This window comes from Pseudomonas sp. FP2335 (genome assembly GCF_030687535.1).
In the GTDB taxonomy this organism is placed as follows: Bacteria; Pseudomonadota; Gammaproteobacteria; order Pseudomonadales; family Pseudomonadaceae; genus Aquipseudomonas.
This window is the reverse complement of sequence record NZ_CP117437.1, coordinates 2,877,815-2,899,917: the sequence shown is the minus strand read 5'-3', so window position 1 is coordinate 2,899,917 and position 22,103 is coordinate 2,877,815. Positions and strand designations below refer to the sequence as shown.

Here is a 22,103-nt window from a genome sequence, read left to right as displayed (position 1 = left end):
TGAATCCCATGCTCTATCAAAAGAATTATTTTTCCGCCCTGACCACCAACCTCAGCACCCGCAGTGAACGTGCGGCTCAGGGCCTGCTCAGCCTTGGCAATCCCCATCTGCGTCAGTTCCTACATGATCAGCTGACCGCATCTCCCGGAACTCCGGGTGCCTGGCTTGCGGATCCGGTTTTCGAGCCGACCTTTGGCTGGGATGAAAGCGATGAAACCATGAGTTCTCTGGCAGGGGGCAGCTTGCTTCACCGACGACTAGCCGAGGCCATGGCTTCCCCGCCCAAGGATCTTGCCCAGGAGTACTCATTCCCCGGCGACCGCCATCTATTCACCCATCAATTGGCGGCCTGGAAAATCCTCAACAGTCCGGAGCGGAAATCTCTGGTTGTGACCAGCGGCACCGGTTCTGGCAAGACCGAATGCTTTCTGGTGCCCGTCCTTAACCATTTGGCAAAAGAGATCGAGGCTGGTGAAGACCCCGAAGGTGTTCGCGCCCTGTTTATCTACCCGCTGAACGCGCTGATCAACTCGCAGCAAAACCGCTTGGATGCCTGGACCGATGGTTTTGGCGGCCAGATTCGACACTGTCTGTACACCGGCGCCCTGGAAAATGAACGTAAGGCTTCGGACCAGCAGTACAAAGGTCAGGTAATCGACCGCAAGAGCCTGCGCGAACGTCCGCCACAGATGCTCGTAACCAATGCCACCATGCTGGAATATATGCTCATACGCAAAGACGATGAGCCAATCCTGAAGAAATCTGCGGGCAAACTGCGGTGGATCATTCTTGACGAGGCGCACACCCATATCGGCTCCCAGGCTGCCGAGATGGCATTATTGCTACGGCGTGTGATGCTTGCCTTCAAGGTTGAAGCGAAGGATGTGCGTTTTGTTGCGACTTCGGCCACCTTTGGCTCGGATGAAAAGACCATCGAAAGCCTGCGCAAATTCCTCGCTGACATAGGCGGAGTTGCTCCGGAACAGGTAGAGGTAGTGCAGGGCCATAGGGATATCCCCGGCCTGTTGGATGTGACGCCCGATGCCAAGCATGACCAGCCTGCCGCCATTGCAGCCATCGATGCCGAGCAGGAACAATCCGCTCCGCGCTACCAGCGCCTCGAGTCCAGCCCGACAGCCAGGCGTCTACGTTCCTTGTTTATTCCTGCGGGACAAGTGAAACCACAAAGCCTAAAAGGGATGACCCGGGAATCCGATCTAAGTCCTGTCCAACTACTGGCCTGGCTGGATTTGATGTCAGGCACCAAGAATGCCGCTGGCATTTCCTTCCTGCCATTACGTGCCCATCTCTTCCATAACGTGATCCCAGCGATCCGAGCCTGCGTGGACCGAAACTGTACACACAAGGCCAGCACCGCACTCAACCATGCCGACTGGCCATTTGGCATGGTGTATACGGAGGAGCGAACCCATTGCAACTGCGGCGCGCCGCTCATGCCGCTAGTTTCCTGTGAAGAGTGCAACGAGAGTTTCTTGCAGGCTGTTGCTACCAGCCATGGGAAACTGATCGACCCATCACAACAGCAGGTCGATGAATTCTCCTTGGACGAGGAAACTGCCGATACAAATGATCCGACTGAAGACCGCATCTCACTAACCCAAACCCTGATAACCAACCGACCAGTCAAATACAGCTACCCAGAGTTTCTGGATCCTACCAGCCAGAAGCTGATGTTCGACGGCCCCAAGGACGGATACATCGGGCTGCAGCTGTTCAGCAGCAACAAAAATGAATGCCCATGCTGTGGTGCAACCATTCAAGGGCGCAGCCTATTGCGCCCCGCACGTATTGGCACCCCCTTCACCCTGAGCACAGTGATTGGAACCCTGCTGGAGTTCTGCACGCCAGACTCGATGCCGACAGGCAAACCGTTCCAGGGCCGCAAGCTGATCTCCTTCACTGACAGCCGCCAAGGTACTGCTCGTATTGCGGTCAAGCTGCAGCAGGACTCCGAGCGCAACAGAGTTCGAGGACTGGTTTATCACCGCCTTTTGCAAGCGCAGCCCGCCTGCACTCTATCAGGGGAGGAACAGCACGAACTGCATGAGCTGCTGGAACTTGAGGCAGCGGAGAAATTGGGGCGCTTCGAGCAAAAGTACTTACAACAGTTGCTGGAAAAGCAGGCTGAGTACGCCAAAGGTGCAGAAATCAGCTGGGCCGATATGGTCAATCATCTGGCCGGCACGCCGGAGCTGCAGATGGCCATGCTGGACTATTATCACAGCCTCGCCCCGAAGACTTTTGGCAAGCAAGACAGCATCGCCCTAGCCAGTATGCTTCTCGCACGCGAGTTCTATCGCCGACCAAAACGTGCCAATAGCCTGGAAACCCTGGGACTGGTGCAGGTTTGCTATCCCAAGCTGGCAAGCATCAGCAGCAAGCCCATGGCCTGGCCTACACACCAGACGGTCGAGTCCTGGCGCTCTTATCTGAAGGTGCTGTTGGACTTCTTCGTTCGTGAAAACACCGTTCTGAATATCGACAAGCGGTGGCAATCACTGATCGGCGCCAAAATCAGTCCCAAGTGGGTGGTAGAGCCTATTTTCGATGGCAAGGCGGACAAGCTTTCCCGCCGTTACACACGCTGGCCGGCAGTCAATACCGTCAATGGCATTCAATCACGCGCAATCCTGCTGCTCTGCAAGGCTTTTAACTACTCCACGTCTACACACAGGGATCAAATTGACGCGATCCTGCGGGAAGCCTGGCATGCACTTACCCAGCAGACGAAGCTGCTGATTTCGTCCGGCGACGGCTATCAGCTTGATCTCAAGGACGTGAGTTTTCGTCTGCCCAACGAGGTCTATCTCTGCCCTGTATCTCGGCGCTTTATCGACACGCCGTTTGAGCAGCTCAGCCCTTACACCCCCCGTACCGACCGTAACATGGTCGTAAATGTGTTGCCCTACACCTTGCCCCGCCCACCGGAAGCTCTTCTGCATATTTCCGGCGATGATGGACTGCTGGCGATCCGCGAATGGCTAAATCAGCACCCTGATATTCAGCAGCTTCGTAAAGCTGCTCTCTGGTCGGACGTCATGGATCTGGTCATCGAGGGCGGCAACTATTTCCGTGCAGCCGAGCACTCGGCCCAACAATCAAAAAACAAACTGGATGCCTACGAAGTCCTGTTCAAGACTGGCAAGCTGAACCTGCTTAGCTGTTCGACCACAATGGAGATGGGGGTAGACATTGGCGGCATTAGCGTGGTGGCCATGAATAACGTCCCACCGCACCCAGCCAACTACCTGCAGCGGGCTGGCCGTGCAGGCCGCCGCCGCGAAGGGCGCTCTCTGGCCCTGGCTGTCTGCAAGAATACCCCGCATGACCAGAGCGTGTTCAATAGCCCACTCTGGCCCTTCAACACCCCCATGCGCATGCCCAAGGTGTCTCTGCAAAGCCCCGATCTGATCCAGCGTCACGTCAATGCCTGGTTGCTCTCGCACTGGCTCAAGCACGTTGTCTCAGCCCAGGAAATCAAGTCGATGACTGCTGGCACGTTCTTCCTCGAAGGCGAAATGCCCATGTCGCTGGCGACTCGTTTCTGTCTGTGGTGCAACAATCAGGCAAGCAAAGTGGAGCCACTGGTGGCTCAGGCCCTCAAAGACATCACTTGTCGCAGCATTCTTGATTCAACTCCGCAGCCTGCACTGCTTAAGCGCACCGGCAGCAACCTGAGCGGAATCACGCAGGCATGGCAACAGGAGCACTCGGCCAGCTACGCGCAACTGCAGCAGATTGACGACAAAAAAGCCGCAGCCTCCCGCGCCATGGAAGCCCAGCTCAGTCGCATCGAGAAGGAATACTTACTCAGCGAGCTGGCTAACCGGCGCTTCCTGCCAGGGTATGGCTTCCCGACGGATATCGTCAGCTTCGACAATCGCTGTATGCAGACCCTGAAGCAGGAAGAAACTGACAAACGCGAGGACAACCGCGCCCGCTATCGCTCGCTGGCATCTCGAGACCGTATCACCGGGCTACGCGAATATGCACCAGGAGCCGAGCTGGTCATGGACGGTCTGGTCTACAAATCATCCGGCATCACGCTGAACTGGCACGCCCCGGCATCTGCCGAAAACGTTAAGGAGCTGCAGCTCTTCAAAAAAGCCTGGTTCTGCCGTCATTGTGGGGCCAGCGACACCGCTATCAATCCAGGGCTGGAAATCAACTGCCAGGAATGCGGTGCCCCTATCGGACGGGAGGATATCCGGGAGTATCTGGTGCCTGCAGGCTTTGCCGTGGACTTCTTCGACGAACCGCACAATGACATCAGCCAGCTGCAATATGTGCCTGTCCAGGCACCGTGGCTGAATGTACCTGCCAGCTGGATCTGCCTGGCCAACCCGGCACTCGGTCAGTTCCGCTTCAGTCAGCAGGCCCACCTGTTCCACTACACCTCAGGAGCCAGCCAGAAAGGCTTCGCCATCTGTCTTGAGTGCGGGAAAGCAGAGCCCATGCTAAGCCATCCCGATATGGCTGCTCCAGCCAACGAACAGCATCTGCCAGCCATCTTCCGCCAGAAGGCGGAACACAAACGCCTGCGCGGCGGCAAGAGTGACGATGGGGAGAATATCTGCCCCGGCAGCCACAACAACTGGAAAATCAAGCAAGGTATCCACCTTGGCCATGACAGTCTCACCGATGCACTTGAGTTGGTACTACGCAACCCCTCCAGCGGTGAGCTCTTGTACGATGATGTCTCTGGCTATTCGATTGCGGTAGCACTTCGGGAAGCGATCGCAGCGGAACTGGGCGTGCAAACTGAGGAGTTGGGTTGTGACTGCCGCCCGATCAGGGTTGATGGCTATCCTGCCAGTGCCATCCGGGTCTTCGACCTGCGTAGCGGTGGGTACACCACACAGGCAGCAGAGCGGCTGAATGAGTCCAACCTGTGGCAGCGGGTCATCACCCGTCTCGACAGCTGCAACTGCACGCATGCCTGCCAGCGTTGCTTACTCAGCTTCGACACTCGCTTTGAGGCTGATCGCCTCGATCGCCACGCCGCACTGGCATGGATCAATCAGGCCTGGCTTGCCGGGCTGGCACTGCCAACCGAGCTCGCGGTCTTCGGCCCGCAAAGCCGGGCGGACATTTCCACCCTACAGGAAGCCGTCGAGCAGGCTCTCACCCAGGACGACACTGCGAAGACCCTTGCTGTTTATCTCTCGGCACCGGCCGAAGACTGGGATCTGGCCGTCGCACGCCGTCTGCGACATCAACTGCAGAGCTGGGAAGCTGCCGGGCATCAGGTCCAATTGCACATACTGGATAGCACCTATGCAGCCCTGCCAGCTGACCAGAAGGAATGGCTTGTAAGACTCACCTTCAGCGGCATCCAGATCTGCCTCCATGAGGCAATGCCGGATCTTGGTGCTCTAGCGCTGAACATCACCCTGCAGGGGCCGCGATGCAACACCGCCTGGGCCAGCGACAATGTGCACCTGACTATCCCGGGCCATACTTGGGATTTAGCTGCGGCCGGTGCGCGGATTGTTAGAGGAGCACCACCCGCACTGCTATCAGATCAGATACTGAATGCATCCGACTTGATGCCGGCCACAACCCCCGGCCTGATCAAGGTTGAGATCGGAGGTCAGTTGGATGGTTCGCTCAGCGGCTTTGCCAAACGCTTCTGGGAACATCTCAGAAATGAGGCAGGTAGCATCCTAGATGAGGCACTATCAGGCGATGACCCTATTACAGAGCTGGTCTACAGTGATCGATATGTATGCAGCCCGCTGGTCGTGAATCAGTTGGTCAACGTGATTCATGAGCTTGGACGAGTCAGTGCTACCAACTTCGCCATCCGCATCCAGGGTCGCCAGTACCAAAAGGATGACAACCGGGCGCCATGGCAATGCCGGCATGACTGGCACTCATCTCGCGAGCGCGACGATGCCATCTGCCAAGCATTGGAATACTGCGGCCTTAGCGGCGAGGTGCTCAGCCTTTCGTCCTTGCCGCACTTCCGCCAGTTGCACCTGCAACTCCGCTCCGGCAAAAAACTGACGGTCCAGCTTGATCAGGGGCTTTCGTATTGGGAGGCCGACCGTAGCGAGAAGTCCTATATGCTCAAGTTCGACTTCGCAACGAGTCAACTTGGAGAGGAAATTCTGGAACATATCCGGTGCAGAGTTGTAGCTGCCAGCGATGAGAACACCCAGGTTTTCCTTTCCGTTACCTGATAGCCCCGTAATGTAGGGCCGGCTTACGCCGGCCATTTACAATAAACTGAGACAGGCTCGGGTCAAATCAACTCCACTGACCATGGCGTCACTCCTTCAATGGACCATGCCACCATGTTCAACCGTAAGGGGCCGGCGAACACACCTTACGAAGGAGCACCGCCGCCTGGCGACTCGCTACTGTAAACTCGCAACAAGTTATGCAGCAATGGTCACATTGGCCTGCTGCCGGCGGTGCTTACGACACCTCTTTTCGTACAGTGCCTAGGACTCGTTATCTACCACGTGCTTGTGCCCCGCAGAAAAGTGGCGCTTTGCTATCTATATGGGTAGTATGGCCTAATCTCTCGCAACCTGATGTCGATAGACGACGGTTAAGAACAAGGAAGTCTTATGCGCCAGATGGTCACACGCTGCCCGGGCTGTTTCTCCTCCTTTAGCCCCCTTACTCCTTTCTCTAAGCCTTCCCGGCATCACTGGCTGCCATCAGCCCCTATGCGTCCTTTCCACTCTTCGTTAGCACTTTCCGTTTTTCAATGAACTCGTGCGACCAGCGCGGCCTGCACACCGGCCTATTCATCATCATTTCCAAGGAGTATCGCGCATGAACACTCCCTTTGACCCATCGAAATTTACGGCTCCAAAAGCCAAGCCACTGCCCGTTATCCTTTTGCTTGATGTCAGCGGCAGCATGGGCGGAGAAAAGATCGACAACATGAATGAAGCGGTGCGCGACATGCTCGACGTGTTCCGTGGCAACGAGACCAGCGAGACCGAAATCTGGGTCTCGATCATCACGTTCGGCTCAGAGGTCACGCTGCATCAACCCCTGGCCAGTGCCAACAACATTCAGTGGCAGACACTTGCAGCCAGCGGCATGACCCCGCTGGGTGTCGCGCTTGAAATGGCCAAGGCAATGATTGAAGACAAGGACGTTGTGCCATCGCGCGCTTATCGCCCGACCGTGGTGCTGGTCTCGGACGGACAACCGAACGATGGCTGGAAAGGCGCGTTGCGTGACTTCGTAAACGAAGGACGCTCCGCGAAATGCGATCGTATGGCCATGGCCATCGGTGCCGATGCCGACGAGGGGGTTCTTGGAGCATTCATCGAGGGCACGCAAAACCCGCTTTTCTACGCAGAAAATGCGCGGCAAATGAAAGACTTCTTCAAGTTTGTGACCATGTCGGTGACCCTCCGCACCAAATCGCAGGCACCTAACGCCATACCGCCAGCGAGCTCGATCGATGTCCAGCCAACGACCATTGGCGCCCGACAGGAGTCAGCGGTGCCGACGGCACCCGATGCAGATGATGGAGGCTACTGGTAATGGCACAGGCAATTGGCGATCCGGAAGAACTAGAGCACTTTGCGTATGCACTGCAAAGATTCACCGACGCGCTGAACGACAGTGTTGGCGCCCTGGATGGCGCATTCCTGTCGCTCGGTGACACCTGGCAGGACGAGAAGCGCTCGCAGTTCGAAGACGAGTTCAACATGCTCGTCCAGCAACTCCATCAGTTCAACGCGAATGCGACTGAGCAGGTGCCCTACTTGATCGCCCTGGCGTCACGCCTGCGCGATTACCTTCAGAGCTGAGGACGTCGCAAGGGCAATGGCACTCGTATCCATAGGGCAAGTGGAAAATCTCGAAGATCTCGTGCGCGATCTGCAGGCCATCCATGAGGCCCTGGAGTTATCCTGCCGAGCACAGGTTGCCCTGGCAGAGCACAAGTACGAAGACGCTCGAAACGCCTCACAGCACAGCGAGGGCTTGCTGGACAACGCCATGCAACTGGAGCTGGACGCCAGCCAGGCCTCCGAGGATGCCCGACAGGCCGTGGACACTGCATACGCCAGTCTCGACGCTGCCGAGAGCTCGCTGTCCAGTTGCATCATCCAACCGCTCGCCGAAGACGGGTCGAATCCTGATTGCTCCTGGGAGCACGACTGCGCTGAGCAGAGCAGAGCCGAAGTGGACCAGGCCTGCAACGCACTGGAGCAGGCACGGGTCGATCACGAGCGGGCCATGGAGAACCGCATGGCCATGGAACGTCGCCTGGAAATGACCAGGCAAGCGGCCTCGATGGCCGCGCAGGCACTGGCGCAAGCGCAGCAGGAGTGCAATGCACGGCTTCTCGGCGTCGGCCAGGCCATTGATCTCGGTATTACACGCCTTTCTGCGGCCCAGCAAGCGCTGGAGGCCTACCTGGCGACCCATCCCGTCGCTGCGGACTTCCATTCCTGGCTGAAGTGGGACCCGGTAAAACAGGGTGGCGTCGTCACACCAGATGTACTGCGGGATCGAATGAACCTGTCGGCGGAGCATCGGCAGATGCTCCAGGAGTACCTGTACGAACGAAATCCCAAGTATCGGGCGAAGGTCGACAGGTTCCGCGAGCAATGGGTTGCCGCGAAAGGCGATGTCGAGCGCAACGGGGTCGTGCGCAAGGTCCGCATCGAGCTGTGCGGCGAATTCGGTGAGCAACTGGTTCGCCACGCCCTGGCGCCACTGGGTGGTCGCATCGAGACACAAGGGCGGACGTTCGTTGGCGACAACGGCCGCTACACCAAGACCGACCTGCTGATAACCGACCTGCGTGTCCCAGTCGTACTGGGGCGTGGGCCGGGCATGGGGGCACCGGTGGGCGGCTCGCTGGCGTTGGAGGTGAAATGCGGCAAGGCCCAGTACCTCTTCGCGCAGAAGGACCACATGGTGTTCCAGGCCGAAGGACACAAGCAAGCGGATGCGCAATGCACGCTCTGCTCGCGGGACATCAAGGACCTTTCGCCCGAGAAAGAGAAAGAGCTGCGCGATGCCTTGCGCGAGACGGGCTCGCCTCTGATAGGCATGCTGCCGAGCAAGAATGAGATAGACCGGTCCTGTCTTGATTTCATCCGCCAGAGCGAGGAGAAACAGCCATGAAAGTGCGATTCGCCGTACTGGAGCCTGCCATCCTTGAACAGGTCTGGGCAGGAGTGGAGCAGTTGCAGCGCGCGGTCGATACCGGCGACATGGATGACGTAGACGAGGCCACGGCGCACTTGCTGGAGTTGACCGCAGGCTGCCGCTCGATCGACCTGTCCGAAGAGCGGTGGCAGAGGTTCCTGAGCGAAATCAGGTGCGAGGATCCGGACTTTGAATCCCGTTACCTGCTACCGGGCAAGCTGTGTGCTTCGTTGCTTCCAGGCATCGCCACCGATGCGCATGTCCTGGAAGTCCCCATGGACGATGTTTCGGGAGATGTCGATGTTTGACGATGTCATGGGACTGATGGCGGCCTGTGCAAACAGGTTCAACGCTGGGGTGCGGGATGGATTCGGCACCTCCATCGCCAACGAAGTGCTCTCCCCGATCCAGGATAACATCGCCTGCCTGTGCAGTTTCAGCGAAGACTACCAGCGCCAGGTCACGGCCATCGACGGCCTCCTCGAGGAAGCGCAAGACGTAGGAACTTCACGAGGGGAGCGTGATGTATGAAGGGATCGCCCGAGCATCCGGACCAAATCGTCTCCAAGATCATGCAAGCCATCGCCGACTATCAGGAAGGCCTGACCCGCATCGACCGTGAGTTCAATGCCGCCGCGAGCAGAAGAGAGCAAACCCTTCGGGGGCTGCGCAAAGACTTGCAAACACTCCAGGCTGCCTCGACGGAAGAGGCCTTGCGGCGGCTGGCAGATGAAGAAAGACAGACGGGCGCCAGCCGCGCGCAGCGGACAACGGCCTGGCGATCAACGTTCGTGCAGCAATGGGAAGGTATTGCCACAGACGCGATGCGCTCGGCTGAGCGGCTTCGCCGCGAACAGCCAGCGTTGACGGACCTGGTCCCTACGGCGTCATGGGCGGTCACGGAAATGCCTGAGCGCTTGTATCTCGGCTCTCGGCAACTGGGCTTCGAGGATCTCTGCTGTTCGACGCCAAACGCCATCCCCTTCCCGTTCTCCAGCGCCCTGGCGTTTTCTCAAGGCCACACGGGCCACACGCAGTGGATATCCGGCCTGCTGCTGCGCTTGCTCTCTGCCCTGCCCCCGGCGCAGCTGGAGTTGACGTTCATCGATCCGATGCGACTGGGACAATCGGTCGAGCCGTTCCTGCCCCTGCTCAAGGTCGAGCAACTGGTACCGGCACAACGGGTGCTGACGCGCGCGGACGAGATCGAGTCGGCGCTCGGCCAACTGACGAATGACATCGAAGAACTGCTCCAGCATCGCTTCAGTAACGAGTCCGCGAACTGGTCGGCGTACAACGCGAAGAACCCCGAATGCCGTCTTACGTACAAAGTGCTGGTGCTTTTCGATGCGCCGGAGCAACTGTCCGAAAAAAGTCTGTGGTTCCTCCAGCGATTATGCGAGAACGGCCCGCGCTGCGGCGTCCTGCCAATAATCGCGATCGACGAGCAGCGCTTGAAGGACCAACGCTACGAAAAACTCCGCTCGACCGCAGCGCAGGCGGTCGCGGCGTTCGATGCCCTTTTCGCAACATCGTCCGTCGCGCGCAACGGCCTTTCACTGACCTGTAAGTCCGAACAATGGCCCCCCCAGGAACAGCTGGGTCCCTACCTTTCGGCGCTCGCCGAAGAATGCGCCCGACAGGCACAGTTCAGCCGGTCGATGAAGGATCTCTGGTCCGGCTTCTCCAGGGGCGCCACGACCTGCGCAGGCTTCGACATCCCAATCGGATGGACAGCCGCCGGCGCGCCCGCCTCCTTCGTCCTCGGTGCCACAACGTCCGAACACCATGCACTGCTCGCTGGCAAGACCGGGTCAGGCAAGTCGAACCTGCTGCACGTCCTGATCCACTCCCTGTGTCAGCGCTATTCACCGGCGGAAGTCGACCTTTATCTGTTGGATTATAAGGAATCGACGGAATTCAGTGTCTATGCCGACCCGCCCCTTCCCCATGCCCGGCTGGTCGCCACGGAAAGCGATCCCGAATACGGCACCACAGTCCTTCGCCACCTGGTGGGTGAATTGCAGAGGCGCGGACACATGTTCAAGGAGAACAAGGTCTCTGACTTCGCCAGTTTCCGCGCCAGCACAGGCGAGCAGCTACCCAGAGTCCTCCTGGTCATCGACGAGTTCCAGGTACTCTTCGCCGGCACACGCTCAGTGGCAGAGGCAGCAGAACAATTCCTGTCGCAACTGTTGAAGCAGGGGCGCTCATTCGGCATTCATGTCCTGCTCGCGACGCAGACTCTCAAGGGTATCAATGCCATGTCCTTGGGGAGCATCATCACCCAGTTGGGCTGCCGCATCGCCTTGGCCTGCGGCCAGGAAGATTCAGCGATGATCCTGGGCGCGAACAACTGGGCAGCGGCGGAGCTGCAGAGCCCGCCCGAGGGCATCATCAACAACGCCAACGGGGCCAGGTCCGGCAACGTCAAGTTCCTGATACCCCTAGCAGACAGCGACACTTGCCGCGAACACATCAGCACGCTGGCGCAACATGCTTCGCGTCAAGGCATGGCGGACAAGACCCGGATCTTCGATGGCGCCCACCTGCCTGAGCCGCCTTGCGCTACTACCTACCAGAACGTCTGTTCAGGAGACGGTTCCCTGCTGCTCGGGCAACAGCTGACGTTCGACGCCGACATGCTCACGGTTCCACTCATCCAGCGCCCGGCCTTCAATGTCCTGTTCAGCGGCTACAACGATGCCATCCACGACGGCTTGCTCAACGCAACGCTGTCCAGTCTGGTGGCATCCAGCCGTTTCGACGAGATCATCTACTTCAACGCACGCGGCGTCACTGCGAAAGGCCAATTCACCTCCGGGTCACACGCGCCTAGCGGTCCCGTGCAAGTGTTCGACGACATCGCGGCTCTTCCGTTGCAAGCCATAGCCGACTCAATCGGTAGTCGCCGCGTCGCCTTGATCATCGACGGTCTCGACTCGGAAAAACTATTGCACCCACCGACCGCCTTCAAGGCCCCCAAGCCAGGTGAGCCGCCCTCTCCCGGCGATCTGCTCAAGCGGATCGCCGAGGATGGTCCGCGCCAGGGGGTGTTCGTGTTCGTCTTCGTCGAGCGCTGGCAGCGCTGCGCAACGGCATGCAAGGAGCTCTTTTCGTGCTTTGAACAGCGCCTGGCGTATTGCATGACCGAAGACGACGCCGGCTCGCTCATCTCCACCGGAATCGGCAAGTTCAAAGGTCTCGAAAAGCCCAACCGGGCCGTTCTGGTGAACCGCATGACCGGTGAGACAACCTGGTTCCGCCCCTACGTTGCCAAGAGTTCCCTATGAAGAAGTTTCTACTCACCTGGTATGGCATCACGGATTTTCGCGCATCGCTGGGATTCGAAAGCACGGAAGGTCCAATCGCCGCAGCGCTGGCGGCAGAGGACTACAGCGAAATCGTCATTCTTGGCTACACACGAAACGACCTCCAGGATGACGCGTCGCCCCCCTCCTGTGCGGACCTGGCGACACGGCTAGCGGCGATCCATGCTGCCAACCAGCAACAGGATCGCGGCGTGACCAACGATTTCGTCTCCACGTTCGCCAATACGCCCGCCGCCCACGTGCACTTCGCTCGCTGGCTGGAGGCGCAACTGCCGAGGTTCGGCAGGCAGGCGCGCATTTCGCTGAAGAGCGAAACGCTCCGCGAACTGAACGACTCCGAAGGCATCTACGCCTGTGCCATGCGCGCCCTGGACTTCGTCGCCAAGGCCGCCGGCGAGAAGCTCGTGACGCTTTACCTGAGCCCCGGCACCCCGGTCATGGCGTTCATGTGGGCATTGGCAGCCCTGGCCCATCCTCACCTGAAAAAGCGCCTTATAGTCTCTCCCGTTATCGGCAAGCCGCCGGAAGCCATTGCTCTGCCTGCCGAATGGCTGCAACGCCACGGCGCCACCCAGGCGGCGATCGGCAATGCTCACGAAGGGTTCGCCGTGACCTATCACCTGTTCGGCGAGCAACGTATGCCATCGCTGCTGGGCATCCGCCAGTTTGCCTCCAACCGGCATGTGTTCGTAAACTCCCAAGACTTCCCGGCGACCTGCATGCGCGCGTTCACCCAGGAAGCGAACTTCGACGAGCTCCCGGTCGACCCGTGGGACGCCAAGGACGTGCAGGAAAGGATCATTGCCCACGCCAGGACCTTGCCGCCTGGCGCACGTATCGGTGTGAACCTCACCGGCGGTACCAAGCTGATGTTCGCGGGCGCACTGTCCGCAGCCCGGGCACTGGGGGCCGTGCCCTTCTACTTCGACAGCCGCAACCAGCGCGTGACCTATGTCGATAGCCTGCGTCGGGAGGCCATCCGCCCCATCGACTCAATCGAAACCTTCCTGCTGCTCAATGGCGATGGGCTGAAAGTGTCTACCGTCGAGCCCGAGGACGAGCTATCGGCGGACCGCCGCCGCCTGACCAAAACACTGTGGAAATACCGCAGCAAGGTCGCTGATGCCTACACCGCCTTGTGCAGATACAACAACGAGCACGAAAGAAGCCTGCAAAGAGGGGAGCCACTGACACCGTTCCGCATCGAATGCCACGGGTTCGTCTTCGCCTTCACTCGGGAAGCCGAAGCATCGGTTGTCGGCAACGGCCTGAACCTGCACTTCAATCACTGGGCGGGTTTCGCCAAATACCTGTCCGGTGGCTGGTTCGAAGAGTTCGTCTACCTGCAATGCAAGCCCTACGAGGAGCGCGGCGTCATTCGGGACCTGCGAATCAACCTAACCCTGCAACTCAACCAGGACGGCTCATTCCATCGCGACGTGCAACACAACGAGCTCGACGTCACCTTCACCGACGGGCATTCGCTCTACATCGTCGAATGCAAGGCGGGCAAGGTCACACAGGAGCAAGTGATGAAATTGCAGAACCTTGTCCGCTTCTATGGTGGTGTCGAAGGTCGCGGCATCGTCGCCTGCTGCTTCCCCCCAAGGTCGGACTCGGTGCGCAAGAAAATCAGCGACGCGAAGCTGGCACTTTGTTGCGGAGGCTCCTTCCTGGAACAGCTCGATGGTTTGATGAGCGGGATCGCCGCGCGCGCCAGACTGGCCGGGGAGCCTGCATGACGCTCTTCCTGGTGTGCGACACTTCCGGCAGCATGAGTGAAGGGGGCAAGCCATTCATCACAAGGACGGCGGTCATGACCATCGCCCAGTGGATGCATCTGGCGGGCGGGCAGGAACAGATCAGATTGTGTGCCTGGGGGAGCGAAGCGGTCTTCAGCGACTGGAGCATGACCGACGACTACCCGGAGCATATGCTGGTGTGCCGCGGCACATCCAGCGCAAGCGCGCTAACCCGTCTGCTGGGTGATTCACCGGACGGAAAGATACTGCTGCTGACCGACGGTTTCTGGTCCAGTACCGAGGCCCGGCACCTGAAACAGTGGCGTGCGAGGCTTCGCGACGACTCGGTACGCGTTATAAAGACTGGTGCGGACGCCAATCCGCAGCTCAAGGGCTCGGACGTTTTCCTTGCCGAGGACCTGTTCGCAGCGCTGGACGGATGGCTGGAAGTGCCCTCGGCATGACGTTGTGGAAGAGCTTCGGCGCCAGCGTTCCAGGCCCCGCGCACCTGGCTGCCGGCCTCCCCAATCAGGACGCATGGGCAGCCTTCCACCGCGACTGGGGAGACGGCATCGTGGTTTCGGACGGCCTCGGCTCGAAGCCGTTTTCCAGTTTCGGCAGTAAGGCGGCCTGTAAGGCTGTAACACAGGCTTGCCGCTCCCGCGCCGAAGCCAACCCGGCGTCCCTGCTGCAGCGCATCACGTCGAACTGGCTGTCCCTCGTCGCACCACTCGAACCCAGTGATTGCGCCGCCACATGCCTGTTCGCCTTCCGCACGAAAAACGGCGTGATCCACCTGGGCATGCTGGGCGATGGCCTGGTCGCGGCAATCAGGTCGGATGGTTCGGTGATGTCCCTGGCGGACGACAAGTCGCAAGGCTTTTCCAACATCACGGCAGCACTGTCTCAGCGCGTATCCGAGCGGGACTGGCAATTCTCCTCGCTGCCGGAGCGGGATTGCCTGGCCATCCTGCTCTGCTCCGACGGCGTGGCGGACGATGTGGAGGACATTCCCGGCTTCGTGACCGGCGTGATCGACGCGCACCGTTCGATGGCCGCAGTCACCGCCAACCAGTGTCTTCAAGCGATGCTCGAAAAATGGCCTACCCCAAAGCACAGCGACGACAAGACCATTACTTTTCTCTGTCGCGAGGAGATTACACATGGACAAGACTGAAGGGATAAAGCCCCTGTGCGACGAATACGGTAATCACCACACGCTTGCCGATGAGCTCGCCAGAGGCGGCCAAGGCGTCGTGTTCCGCACCAAGGACGCTGACCTGGCCATCAAGCAACCGCTCAACCCCAAGGGTGAGCCGGACACCAGCAGCGACCTTCGTCACCGCTTCCAGAACATCCGCCTGCTGCCGCTGCCGCCACGCATTCCACTGTCGTTACCGCTGGCCATCCTGCGGGATCAGCCAGGTTACGTGATGCGCCTGCTCAACGACATGACGCCCTTCAGCGTCTTCGATCTCGACGGCAAGACGAAAAAGAACCTCGAAGAGCTGCAGCTCATCCTTCCTGGGTGGCTGGCGGACGTCCCTGACAAGGACCTGGCGTTGCGTCTGGTCCATTACGCTCGTACAGGCTCGACCCGCCGTCGCCTGTTCGCACTGTCTGAGTGCGCTGCTATCCTCGCCCGCCTGCACTGCTCGGGGATGGTCTACGGCGATATCTCCAGCAACAACGTTTTCCTCGGTGCGCAATCGAACGATGTCTGGCTCATCGATGCCGACAACCTGCGATTTGAAATGCCCTGTGGAGGCATCTCGGTCTATACGCCGGCCTATGGCGCACCGGAAGTGGTGCGGGGCACCGATACTTCGCGCCCGCGGTCGGACTGCTGGGCATTTGCGGTGATGGCCTTCAAGACCCTTGCCCTCTGCCATCCATTCATCGGCAAGGCCGTGCTCGAACCCGAGGAAGATGAAAGCGGCTGGGACTCCGAGCCAGAGACCGACGGCCAGACTGCTGACCTAGACGAACAGGCGTACGCGGGTTACCTGCCCTTTATCGATGATACGAAGGACGACTCCAACGCCGGGGTTGGAGGGCTGCCGCGTGAGCTGGTCGCCACGGCCGGGCTTCGCCGGCTCTTCCAGGAAACCTTCGGGGCCGGAAGACTACAGCCGCATCGCCGTCCAAGCATGGCCTTCTGGGCACTGGAACTGAAAAAGGCGCTCGACCACTCGCTGCACTGCGATACCTGCGCGATGAGCTACCTGTTCGACGAACACACCCAATGCCCTTATTGCCGAGCACCTCGTCCACCCTTTGCCTGCGCCCGGACATCGCGGGGCGAGATCGTGATTCCCGCCACCACCCGGCACGTCGCCCTGCCGCACCGTCTTTTCCATCCTTTTTCATTCGAGCATAACGAGACGCAGGCGTACGAAGTCGACCTCGACTTCACCGCCAGGACGGCACGTCCTGTCCGAGGCACCCCTGCTTTCCCCGATAGCTTGACCTTCACCTTCGAGGCGGGCGTGCAATGAAGTTCCAGGACATACCAGCCGATATCCTTACCATCCGCGTCCGACCGGTTGGTCAAGGCTCGGCAGAGTGGCGCGACCAGGCCGTCTATTCGATCGAGAACGATCTCTCGCGCCCCGATGAGTTTGACCTGCGTCTCAAGGTCGCAATGATCGCCGTGCAGACCGTCACACCGATCGATAACCGGCGACTGAGCGCCGAACTCGCCATTGGCCGCGCACTGCTCGCGCAACTGGCCAATCGTGCTGCCGACGGCAGCATGGAGCTACAGATCGCCTTTTTTTCCGGTCCGTGCCTGGAGATGGGTGAACTGGAAATCGGCGTGGACGACTATGCCGAACGAGCATTTGCAGAGCTCGAGCACCGCAGGAACGGCCCCAAGGGTGAACAACTCTACAAGCTGCTGGAGCGCCATTTCTGCTTTCGACAAGGCGACAGCGACTTCTTTTTTCTGACCGCAGGTCCGGCCATCGACGAGATGCTCAAGCCCGCCCCCGTCCCGGAAGAGGAAGTAGCAGAACCTGAGGAGTTGATTCCGGATCCGGAATCGCAAGCTGGCCAGGAGCCAGCGCCCAGCGACGTGCAGCTCGCTCGAATCCAGCAACCAACCCGCAGCAACTCGTTCTGCATCAGCGGGGACGGATTGCGCTTCGTGGCGACAGAGACGCCCTTGCCCCAAGGCAAATCGACTTTCCTTACCACCCGCATGACCAAGGCCCGCAAGCATCCGGACCGTGCACTACGCCTGGTCAAAGGCAAGCTTCACTTCGCAGACTGGAGCCGGGCCGGACATATCCGTCTCCTTGCCAAAGCCCAGATGACAGCCTTGACCCAGGACCACGTCAGCTACTTGAGGAAATGGGATGAGTTCGGCGATCTCGAAGGTGAACTGCTGCTGGACAAGGCGCGCGTGGTGGGAGTATTGCACGTCGCCGGCGGCGTCGAGAACAGGGACGGAACCGTGGCCGTACGCGTGACCCAAGCCTCCGAGGCCGCACTCAAGGCCCTGGACAAAGGCCAGGTCGGCGAGCTCCGGTGGGTAGAGGAGCTCCCGGACTATCTGCTAGATCCCGCCCTGCGCTTCAAGGATTTCGCCAGCGGCATCGAGCACAGGGAGGAACGGGAACCCGCGCCCGCCCAGGAAGAAACACAGGTCAGAAATAGGCATTACGGGGTGGGCGAGTTCGACAAGGCATCGAACACGCTCAAGCTGAAGACTGAAAGACTGCCGGAAAAGTCCGGCAAGCTCATCCTCTCCCTAGCAGGCGAGGTTGCCCAGATCAAGCGCCGCCTGGTGGCGCGCCGAATGATTCTCGAAGGCCGGGCCGCCAATCCCCAGCTCGGCCTGCTGATCGAGGAAAAAGGCGTCATTACCCAGACCCGCAGGCCGTCACCTGTCAAGCCGCTGACGGCGTTCGTCCTGAACAAGGTCTTCAAAAACACGCCAACGCCAAAACAGCTGGATGCCATCAGCTGTGCCTTGGAAACCCCGGACATCGCCCTTATCCAGGGACCTCCCGGAACCGGCAAGACTACGGTCATCGCGGCCATTCTCGAGCGTTTGAACGAAATGGCGGACAAGCGTGGCATCGCCATCAAGGGCCAGGTGCTGCTGACAGGGTTTCAGCACGACGCAGTCGAGAACATGATCGAGCGCCTGTCGCTCAACAGCCTTCCCGTTCCGAAATTCGGCAAGCGCTCCAATGCAGCCACGGATGACGCTAGCCTCTTCGAAGAACGGCTCGATCGCTGGTGTGGAAAGCTCGCCACCGAGCTGCGTGACCGAAACCCGCAGATCGCCGAAATCGAGCAGGAAACCGAGATCAGGCACCTGTACCTGCAGTACCTCCAGACACCGACACGAGTACTCGCCGCCAGCCTTGCCTCCCGGATCGCAGCGCTCGGCATTGCTATCCTGGGCGAGAAGCAGGTACGTCAGGCTGAAAACCTGAAGAAGAAAATGGGCCTGGAAGAAAAGCTCAATGAAGCCAGCCACCAGTGGCGCGACGTTGTGCGTCGCCTTCGTTGCCGGCCGGAAAGCTTTGCCGACGATGGTCCCGAACGCGCCGCCGATGCGCTGGCCGATCTCGGTGAGGTGCTGGACAGCGAGGACCTTGCGTTGCTCGACGATGCCAGCCTGTGGCGAAACGAAAATGGCCTTCCGCCGTTCCTGCAGCGGTTGGCGACACTGAAGAGGACGCTGCTCGCCCGCTTCAGCGCTCCCCCGATTTTCCGCATAGAAAAAGCCAACGACGAGATCGTCGCCCTGGCAGACGTGGCGATCAAGCAGATCAAGCGCAAGGGTCACTCGGGCCGGGACAAGAAATCCGCCGCGCTGGCGGAGTTTCTCGCCCAGCTCGGCAACAATCCGCGCGCCATGCTGGAGGCTGTATCCGACTACAGCTTCGCCTTCGCCGCGACGTGCCAGCAAAGTGTCAACCGCAGGATGCAATTCCAGAAAAACATCAAGGGGGGTGACACCAACCTGAACCAGCAGCGCCTGGAATACGAATACGTGATCGTCGACGAAGCCGCTCGCGTCTCTCCACGTGACCTGATGGTGCCGATGGCACAGGGCAGGCGCATCATCCTTGTCGGCGACCACCGCCAGCTGCCGCATATTATCGATGACGAGGTCGCACGCCGGATGGAAGACGGCGAAAACGGCCCGTCGGAAACCGACTGGCTGAAGAAATCGATGTTCCACTACCTGTTCTCGGAACGCCTGAAAACCCTGGAGGAAGGCGACAAGATCACTCGCCGGGTCACGCTGGACAGGCAGTACCGCATGCATGAGCTGCTGGGCGACTTCATCAGCCGCAACTTCTACGAGCGCTTCGACCCCTCCGAGAAGTTCGGCTCAGGAAGGCCAGCAGTCAATTTTGCCCACGCCCTCCCCGATACAGGCGGAAAACCCGCCGCGTGGTTAGAGGTACCCGTGGAAAAAGGCAAGCACCGACGCAGCGGGACCAGTTGGATTCGCCCGATCGAGGCCACGGTGATCGTGCACCAACTGCTCGCATGGATGAATTGCGCGGCAGGTAAGGACCTGACTTTCGGGGTGATTTCCTTCTACAAGGCGCAGGCCGACTACATCAGGCAGCAGCTCGGCACGCTCGGCGACAATGACAAGCGACTGCGTATAGGCACCGTTGACTCGTTCCAGGGCATGGAGTTCGACGTGGTGTTCCTATCGACGGTGAGGACCGTGCCGCAGTCGTGGAAACCCGCTACCGATGACCGCGAAAAACAGGCGCAATTACTGTTCGGTCACCTTTGCCTCTACAACCGCCTGAATGTCTCGATGAGCCGCCAGAAGAAACTACTGGTGGTGGTCGGCGACCCGAGACTGTTGGAAGGCGATCTTGCAGCCGAGTTCATTCCCGGGCTCGTTGATTTCCATAAGCTCTGCCGCGAACAAGGAGTCGTACTGGAATGTTGAAACTTCTGGATTACGGCACCCCTGATCCGTTCGGAGCAATTGTCGGCCGACGCCGCAATCTGTCCTGGCCCGTCGATGCCTACCGGATCACCCTGCCCAGACCTGAAGAAGACGGCCTGAGGCTCAACCCGTTCGAGCAGGTCATCCTCAGTCTGCTCGCCCTTGGGAAGATGAACTCGCAGGCACTTGCCGAGGACACGTGCATTCCGCGCGACCTGGTCGAAAGCATTCTGTTGCGCCTTCGGGACAAGGGGTTGATCGACGAATTCAACAGCGTCCTCGAAGCATCCGACAGCAACACGGCAAGCGGCGCCGACAGCCCCGCATTCGTTACCGCGCTGCTGTTTCGCGAACGGGTCAGCGGGCAGGTCCTGCCCTTCATGCAAGTTCTGGAGCACCAGCCATTGCGCAAGCAGGAACAGAAGCCGGCCGTCTACAAGATCCCATCCGTCGGTGCCGAATCCACGCCGCTCACCCAGCGTGATGTGATCAAGGTGGCGCGAACGATGCAGCGAAGATCCGCGATTTTCGGGAAGGAGCAGCCATTACCTGCACTGCATCAGATCGTGATCATGGACAAGCCAGAACGGTACTATCTGGACTGCCCTATCGCCATTCAGAGACGCGACGGCGAGTTCCGCATCGCTGACCCCTTCGGCAACGGCTTTTCTCTGGTACTTGAACGGGCATTCGAACAGTTGCTCGAACAGGACGAACCCACGGCTGACTGGCTGGGCAGGTGGAAGGCAGCACTGCGTCAGCCACGCTCGCCCTCTCCCGATCAGCGTGCAAAAGAACCCTTCGATACGCCTTACAACCAGCTGCACTACCCCAAGCTTCTCAGCAACTTGCGGCTGCTGCCGAACGCCGCGTTCCGCTCCATCGCCCAGCTCTATGCCGCCGTGGAGTGGTCGTTGTTCCATGCCTGTGCCAGGCGTCCCTTCGAAGGCGATATCCAGCGCTTGAAGTTCACCCCACAGGCGGAGCACGCGCAACTGCTTGGCCTCGCGGCCAGCGAGGTCGGGCTGCTACCACCTGGAGCCGGTTTCAGGCCTGTTCGGGAGGGTAAGCTACAGGACTTCATGAAGGGAAAGGCGGAGCTGGAAACACTACTCGCCCTGAGCATCCTTCGCGCGCAGGGCGATGATTCTCATCCCTTGCGACGCCTGGCCGCGCTCGATCCTGCACTGATCAGCCATCTGCTCGAAATCAAAAGGGCACGTGACGAAAAGGGACATGGGAAAGGCAGTGCCGATGCCCCGGAATCGGAGTTGCTGGCAGAACCGCTGGTGCGCGAGATCATCGAAGCCATGCTGCCGGAGGTGACCTTCTCCCGCGAGCCGACCGCCAGCAGCAACCCAGATACCTATGCGGACGTGTTGCTGGATGCCCGCGCCGGCATCCAGGACGCGTTTGGCTTCGGCGCGTTCAATCGCCTCGGGACGAACGTGAAAGAGCGGCTCGTCCATGCGGAACGGGTCTTTCTCTCCTGGCATGAAGGAGACGATGCCCTGGCGTTCGTCCGTGACCTATATGCGGCAATGCAGTCCGTCCTCGAGCTATCGCTGAACCGTTGGCTGCCACCGGATATGGCAGATGCGCTGCTGATCGAGGCTGCACAAGACAGGGCCATCGAGGCCGGCCTGTGCCATCGACTGCCGTCAAGCCTGCACACTGTGAGGTCTTCGATTGTGCGCCAGACGCTGCAAGGCAACGGCCAGTCGCTCGGGGCCTGCATGATCGCGTTCCTGCTGATGGCCGACGATCAGACCCTGAAGTCCATGTCGGCGACCCAACCGTCTTTCGTCGACGATGTAGCCGCGCTAATCGCCAGACGCGGACACGGAAATGAGCCACTGCCACTGGCAAGCACGGATGTCGCGAAGCTGCGCAAGGCATCGTACAAAATCATCAAAGCACTGATTGAGGTATAGG

General features: G+C 59.7%; 13 protein-coding genes and 1 pseudogene. All 14 read left to right on the top strand.

Annotation, left to right across the window (positions count from 1 at the left end; genetic code table 11):
* The first annotated feature begins 8 nt into the window (after window positions 1-8).
* The 14 genes and pseudogenes from PSH81_RS12815 (at window position 9) to PSH81_RS12750 (ending at window position 22,102) form a co-directional block, all read left to right on the top strand.
* Window positions 9-6,206 carry a DEAD/DEAH box helicase gene (locus PSH81_RS12815; protein ID WP_305392691.1) on the top strand — a complete coding sequence of 2,066 codons (6,198 nt, stop codon included), beginning with the start codon at window positions 9-11 and terminating at the stop codon, window positions 6,204-6,206.
* A gap of 151 nt (window positions 6,207-6,357) precedes the next feature.
* A pseudogene (locus PSH81_RS12810) lies at window positions 6,358-6,474 on the top strand (IS5/IS1182 family transposase); the annotation flags it as partial.
* A 336-nt stretch (window positions 6,475-6,810) separates the two neighbouring features.
* Window positions 6,811-7,536 (top strand): VWA domain-containing protein, encoded by a 726-nt coding sequence (locus PSH81_RS12805; RefSeq protein ID WP_305392690.1) that lies wholly within the window; start codon window positions 6,811-6,813, stop codon window positions 7,534-7,536.
* Window positions 7,536-7,805 (top strand): WXG100 family type VII secretion target, encoded by a 270-nt coding sequence (locus PSH81_RS12800; protein ID WP_305392689.1) that lies wholly within the window; start codon window positions 7,536-7,538, stop codon window positions 7,803-7,805. Before PSH81_RS12805 ends, PSH81_RS12800 begins: the two co-directional genes overlap by 1 nt.
* Window positions 7,806-7,821: 16 nt before the next feature.
* Entirely contained in the window at window positions 7,822-9,132 is a 1,311-nt protein-coding gene (locus PSH81_RS12795) for a hypothetical protein (protein WP_305392688.1), read from the top strand.
* Window positions 9,129-9,464, top strand: coding sequence for a hypothetical protein (locus PSH81_RS12790; protein WP_305392687.1), 336 nt, complete (start codon window positions 9,129-9,131; stop codon window positions 9,462-9,464). Before PSH81_RS12795 ends, PSH81_RS12790 begins: the two co-directional genes overlap by 4 nt.
* Window positions 9,457-9,687 carry a hypothetical protein gene (locus PSH81_RS12785; RefSeq protein WP_305392686.1) on the top strand — a complete coding sequence of 77 codons (231 nt, stop codon included), beginning with the start codon at window positions 9,457-9,459 and terminating at the stop codon, window positions 9,685-9,687. The genes PSH81_RS12790 and PSH81_RS12785 overlap by 8 nt, the downstream gene beginning before the upstream one ends.
* A complete protein-coding gene (locus PSH81_RS12780) occupies window positions 9,684-12,449 on the top strand; it encodes an FtsK/SpoIIIE domain-containing protein (protein WP_305392685.1) in 2,766 nt (921 codons plus the stop codon). Before PSH81_RS12785 ends, PSH81_RS12780 begins: the two co-directional genes overlap by 4 nt.
* The gene (locus tag PSH81_RS12775) at window positions 12,446-14,230 is read left to right on the top strand and encodes a Card1-like endonuclease domain-containing protein (protein ID WP_305392684.1); all 1,785 of its coding nucleotides are present in this window, start codon (window positions 12,446-12,448) and stop codon (window positions 14,228-14,230) included. The genes PSH81_RS12780 and PSH81_RS12775 overlap by 4 nt, the downstream gene beginning before the upstream one ends.
* Window positions 14,227-14,694: a VWA domain-containing protein gene (locus PSH81_RS12770; RefSeq protein WP_305392683.1), complete on the top strand. Its 468-nt coding sequence runs from the start codon at window positions 14,227-14,229 to the stop codon at window positions 14,692-14,694. Before PSH81_RS12775 ends, PSH81_RS12770 begins: the two co-directional genes overlap by 4 nt.
* A complete protein-coding gene (locus tag PSH81_RS12765; protein ID WP_305392682.1) occupies window positions 14,691-15,407 on the top strand; it encodes a PP2C family serine/threonine-protein phosphatase in 717 nt (238 codons plus the stop codon). Before PSH81_RS12770 ends, PSH81_RS12765 begins: the two co-directional genes overlap by 4 nt.
* Window positions 15,394-16,728 (top strand): serine/threonine protein kinase, encoded by a 1,335-nt coding sequence (locus PSH81_RS12760; RefSeq protein WP_305392681.1) that lies wholly within the window; start codon window positions 15,394-15,396, stop codon window positions 16,726-16,728. The genes PSH81_RS12765 and PSH81_RS12760 overlap by 14 nt, the downstream gene beginning before the upstream one ends.
* Entirely contained in the window at window positions 16,725-20,168 is a 3,444-nt protein-coding gene (locus PSH81_RS12755; protein ID WP_305392680.1) for a DEAD/DEAH box helicase, read from the top strand. Before PSH81_RS12760 ends, PSH81_RS12755 begins: the two co-directional genes overlap by 4 nt.
* Complete coding sequence (locus PSH81_RS12750) at window positions 20,162-22,102, top strand: hypothetical protein (RefSeq protein WP_305392679.1); 1,941 nt, start codon at window positions 20,162-20,164, stop codon at window positions 22,100-22,102. Before PSH81_RS12755 ends, PSH81_RS12750 begins: the two co-directional genes overlap by 7 nt.
* Window position 22,103 lies beyond the last annotated feature (1 nt).

Excerpts from the sequence above, each read along its gene's own strand:
- PSH81_RS12815 (WP_305392691.1), top strand. The coding sequence starts at position 9 with ATGCTCTATCAAAAGAATTATTTTTCCGCCCTGACCACCAACCTCAGC.
- PSH81_RS12805 (WP_305392690.1), top strand. The coding sequence starts at position 6,811 with ATGAACACTCCCTTTGACCCATCGAAATTTACGGCTCCAAAAGCCAAG.
- PSH81_RS12800 (WP_305392689.1), top strand. The coding sequence starts at position 7,536 with ATGGCACAGGCAATTGGCGATCCGGAAGAACTAGAGCACTTTGCGTAT.
- PSH81_RS12795 (WP_305392688.1), top strand. The coding sequence starts at position 7,822 with ATGGCACTCGTATCCATAGGGCAAGTGGAAAATCTCGAAGATCTCGTG.
- PSH81_RS12790 (WP_305392687.1), top strand. The coding sequence starts at position 9,129 with ATGAAAGTGCGATTCGCCGTACTGGAGCCTGCCATCCTTGAACAGGTC.
- PSH81_RS12785 (WP_305392686.1), top strand. The coding sequence starts at position 9,457 with ATGTTTGACGATGTCATGGGACTGATGGCGGCCTGTGCAAACAGGTTC.
- PSH81_RS12780 (WP_305392685.1), top strand. The coding sequence starts at position 9,684 with ATGAAGGGATCGCCCGAGCATCCGGACCAAATCGTCTCCAAGATCATG.
- PSH81_RS12775 (WP_305392684.1), top strand. The coding sequence starts at position 12,446 with ATGAAGAAGTTTCTACTCACCTGGTATGGCATCACGGATTTTCGCGCA.
- PSH81_RS12770 (WP_305392683.1), top strand. The coding sequence starts at position 14,227 with ATGACGCTCTTCCTGGTGTGCGACACTTCCGGCAGCATGAGTGAAGGG.
- PSH81_RS12765 (WP_305392682.1), top strand. The coding sequence starts at position 14,691 with ATGACGTTGTGGAAGAGCTTCGGCGCCAGCGTTCCAGGCCCCGCGCAC.
- PSH81_RS12760 (WP_305392681.1), top strand. The coding sequence starts at position 15,394 with ATGGACAAGACTGAAGGGATAAAGCCCCTGTGCGACGAATACGGTAAT.
- PSH81_RS12755 (WP_305392680.1), top strand. The coding sequence starts at position 16,725 with ATGAAGTTCCAGGACATACCAGCCGATATCCTTACCATCCGCGTCCGA.
- PSH81_RS12750 (WP_305392679.1), top strand. The coding sequence starts at position 20,162 with ATGTTGAAACTTCTGGATTACGGCACCCCTGATCCGTTCGGAGCAATT.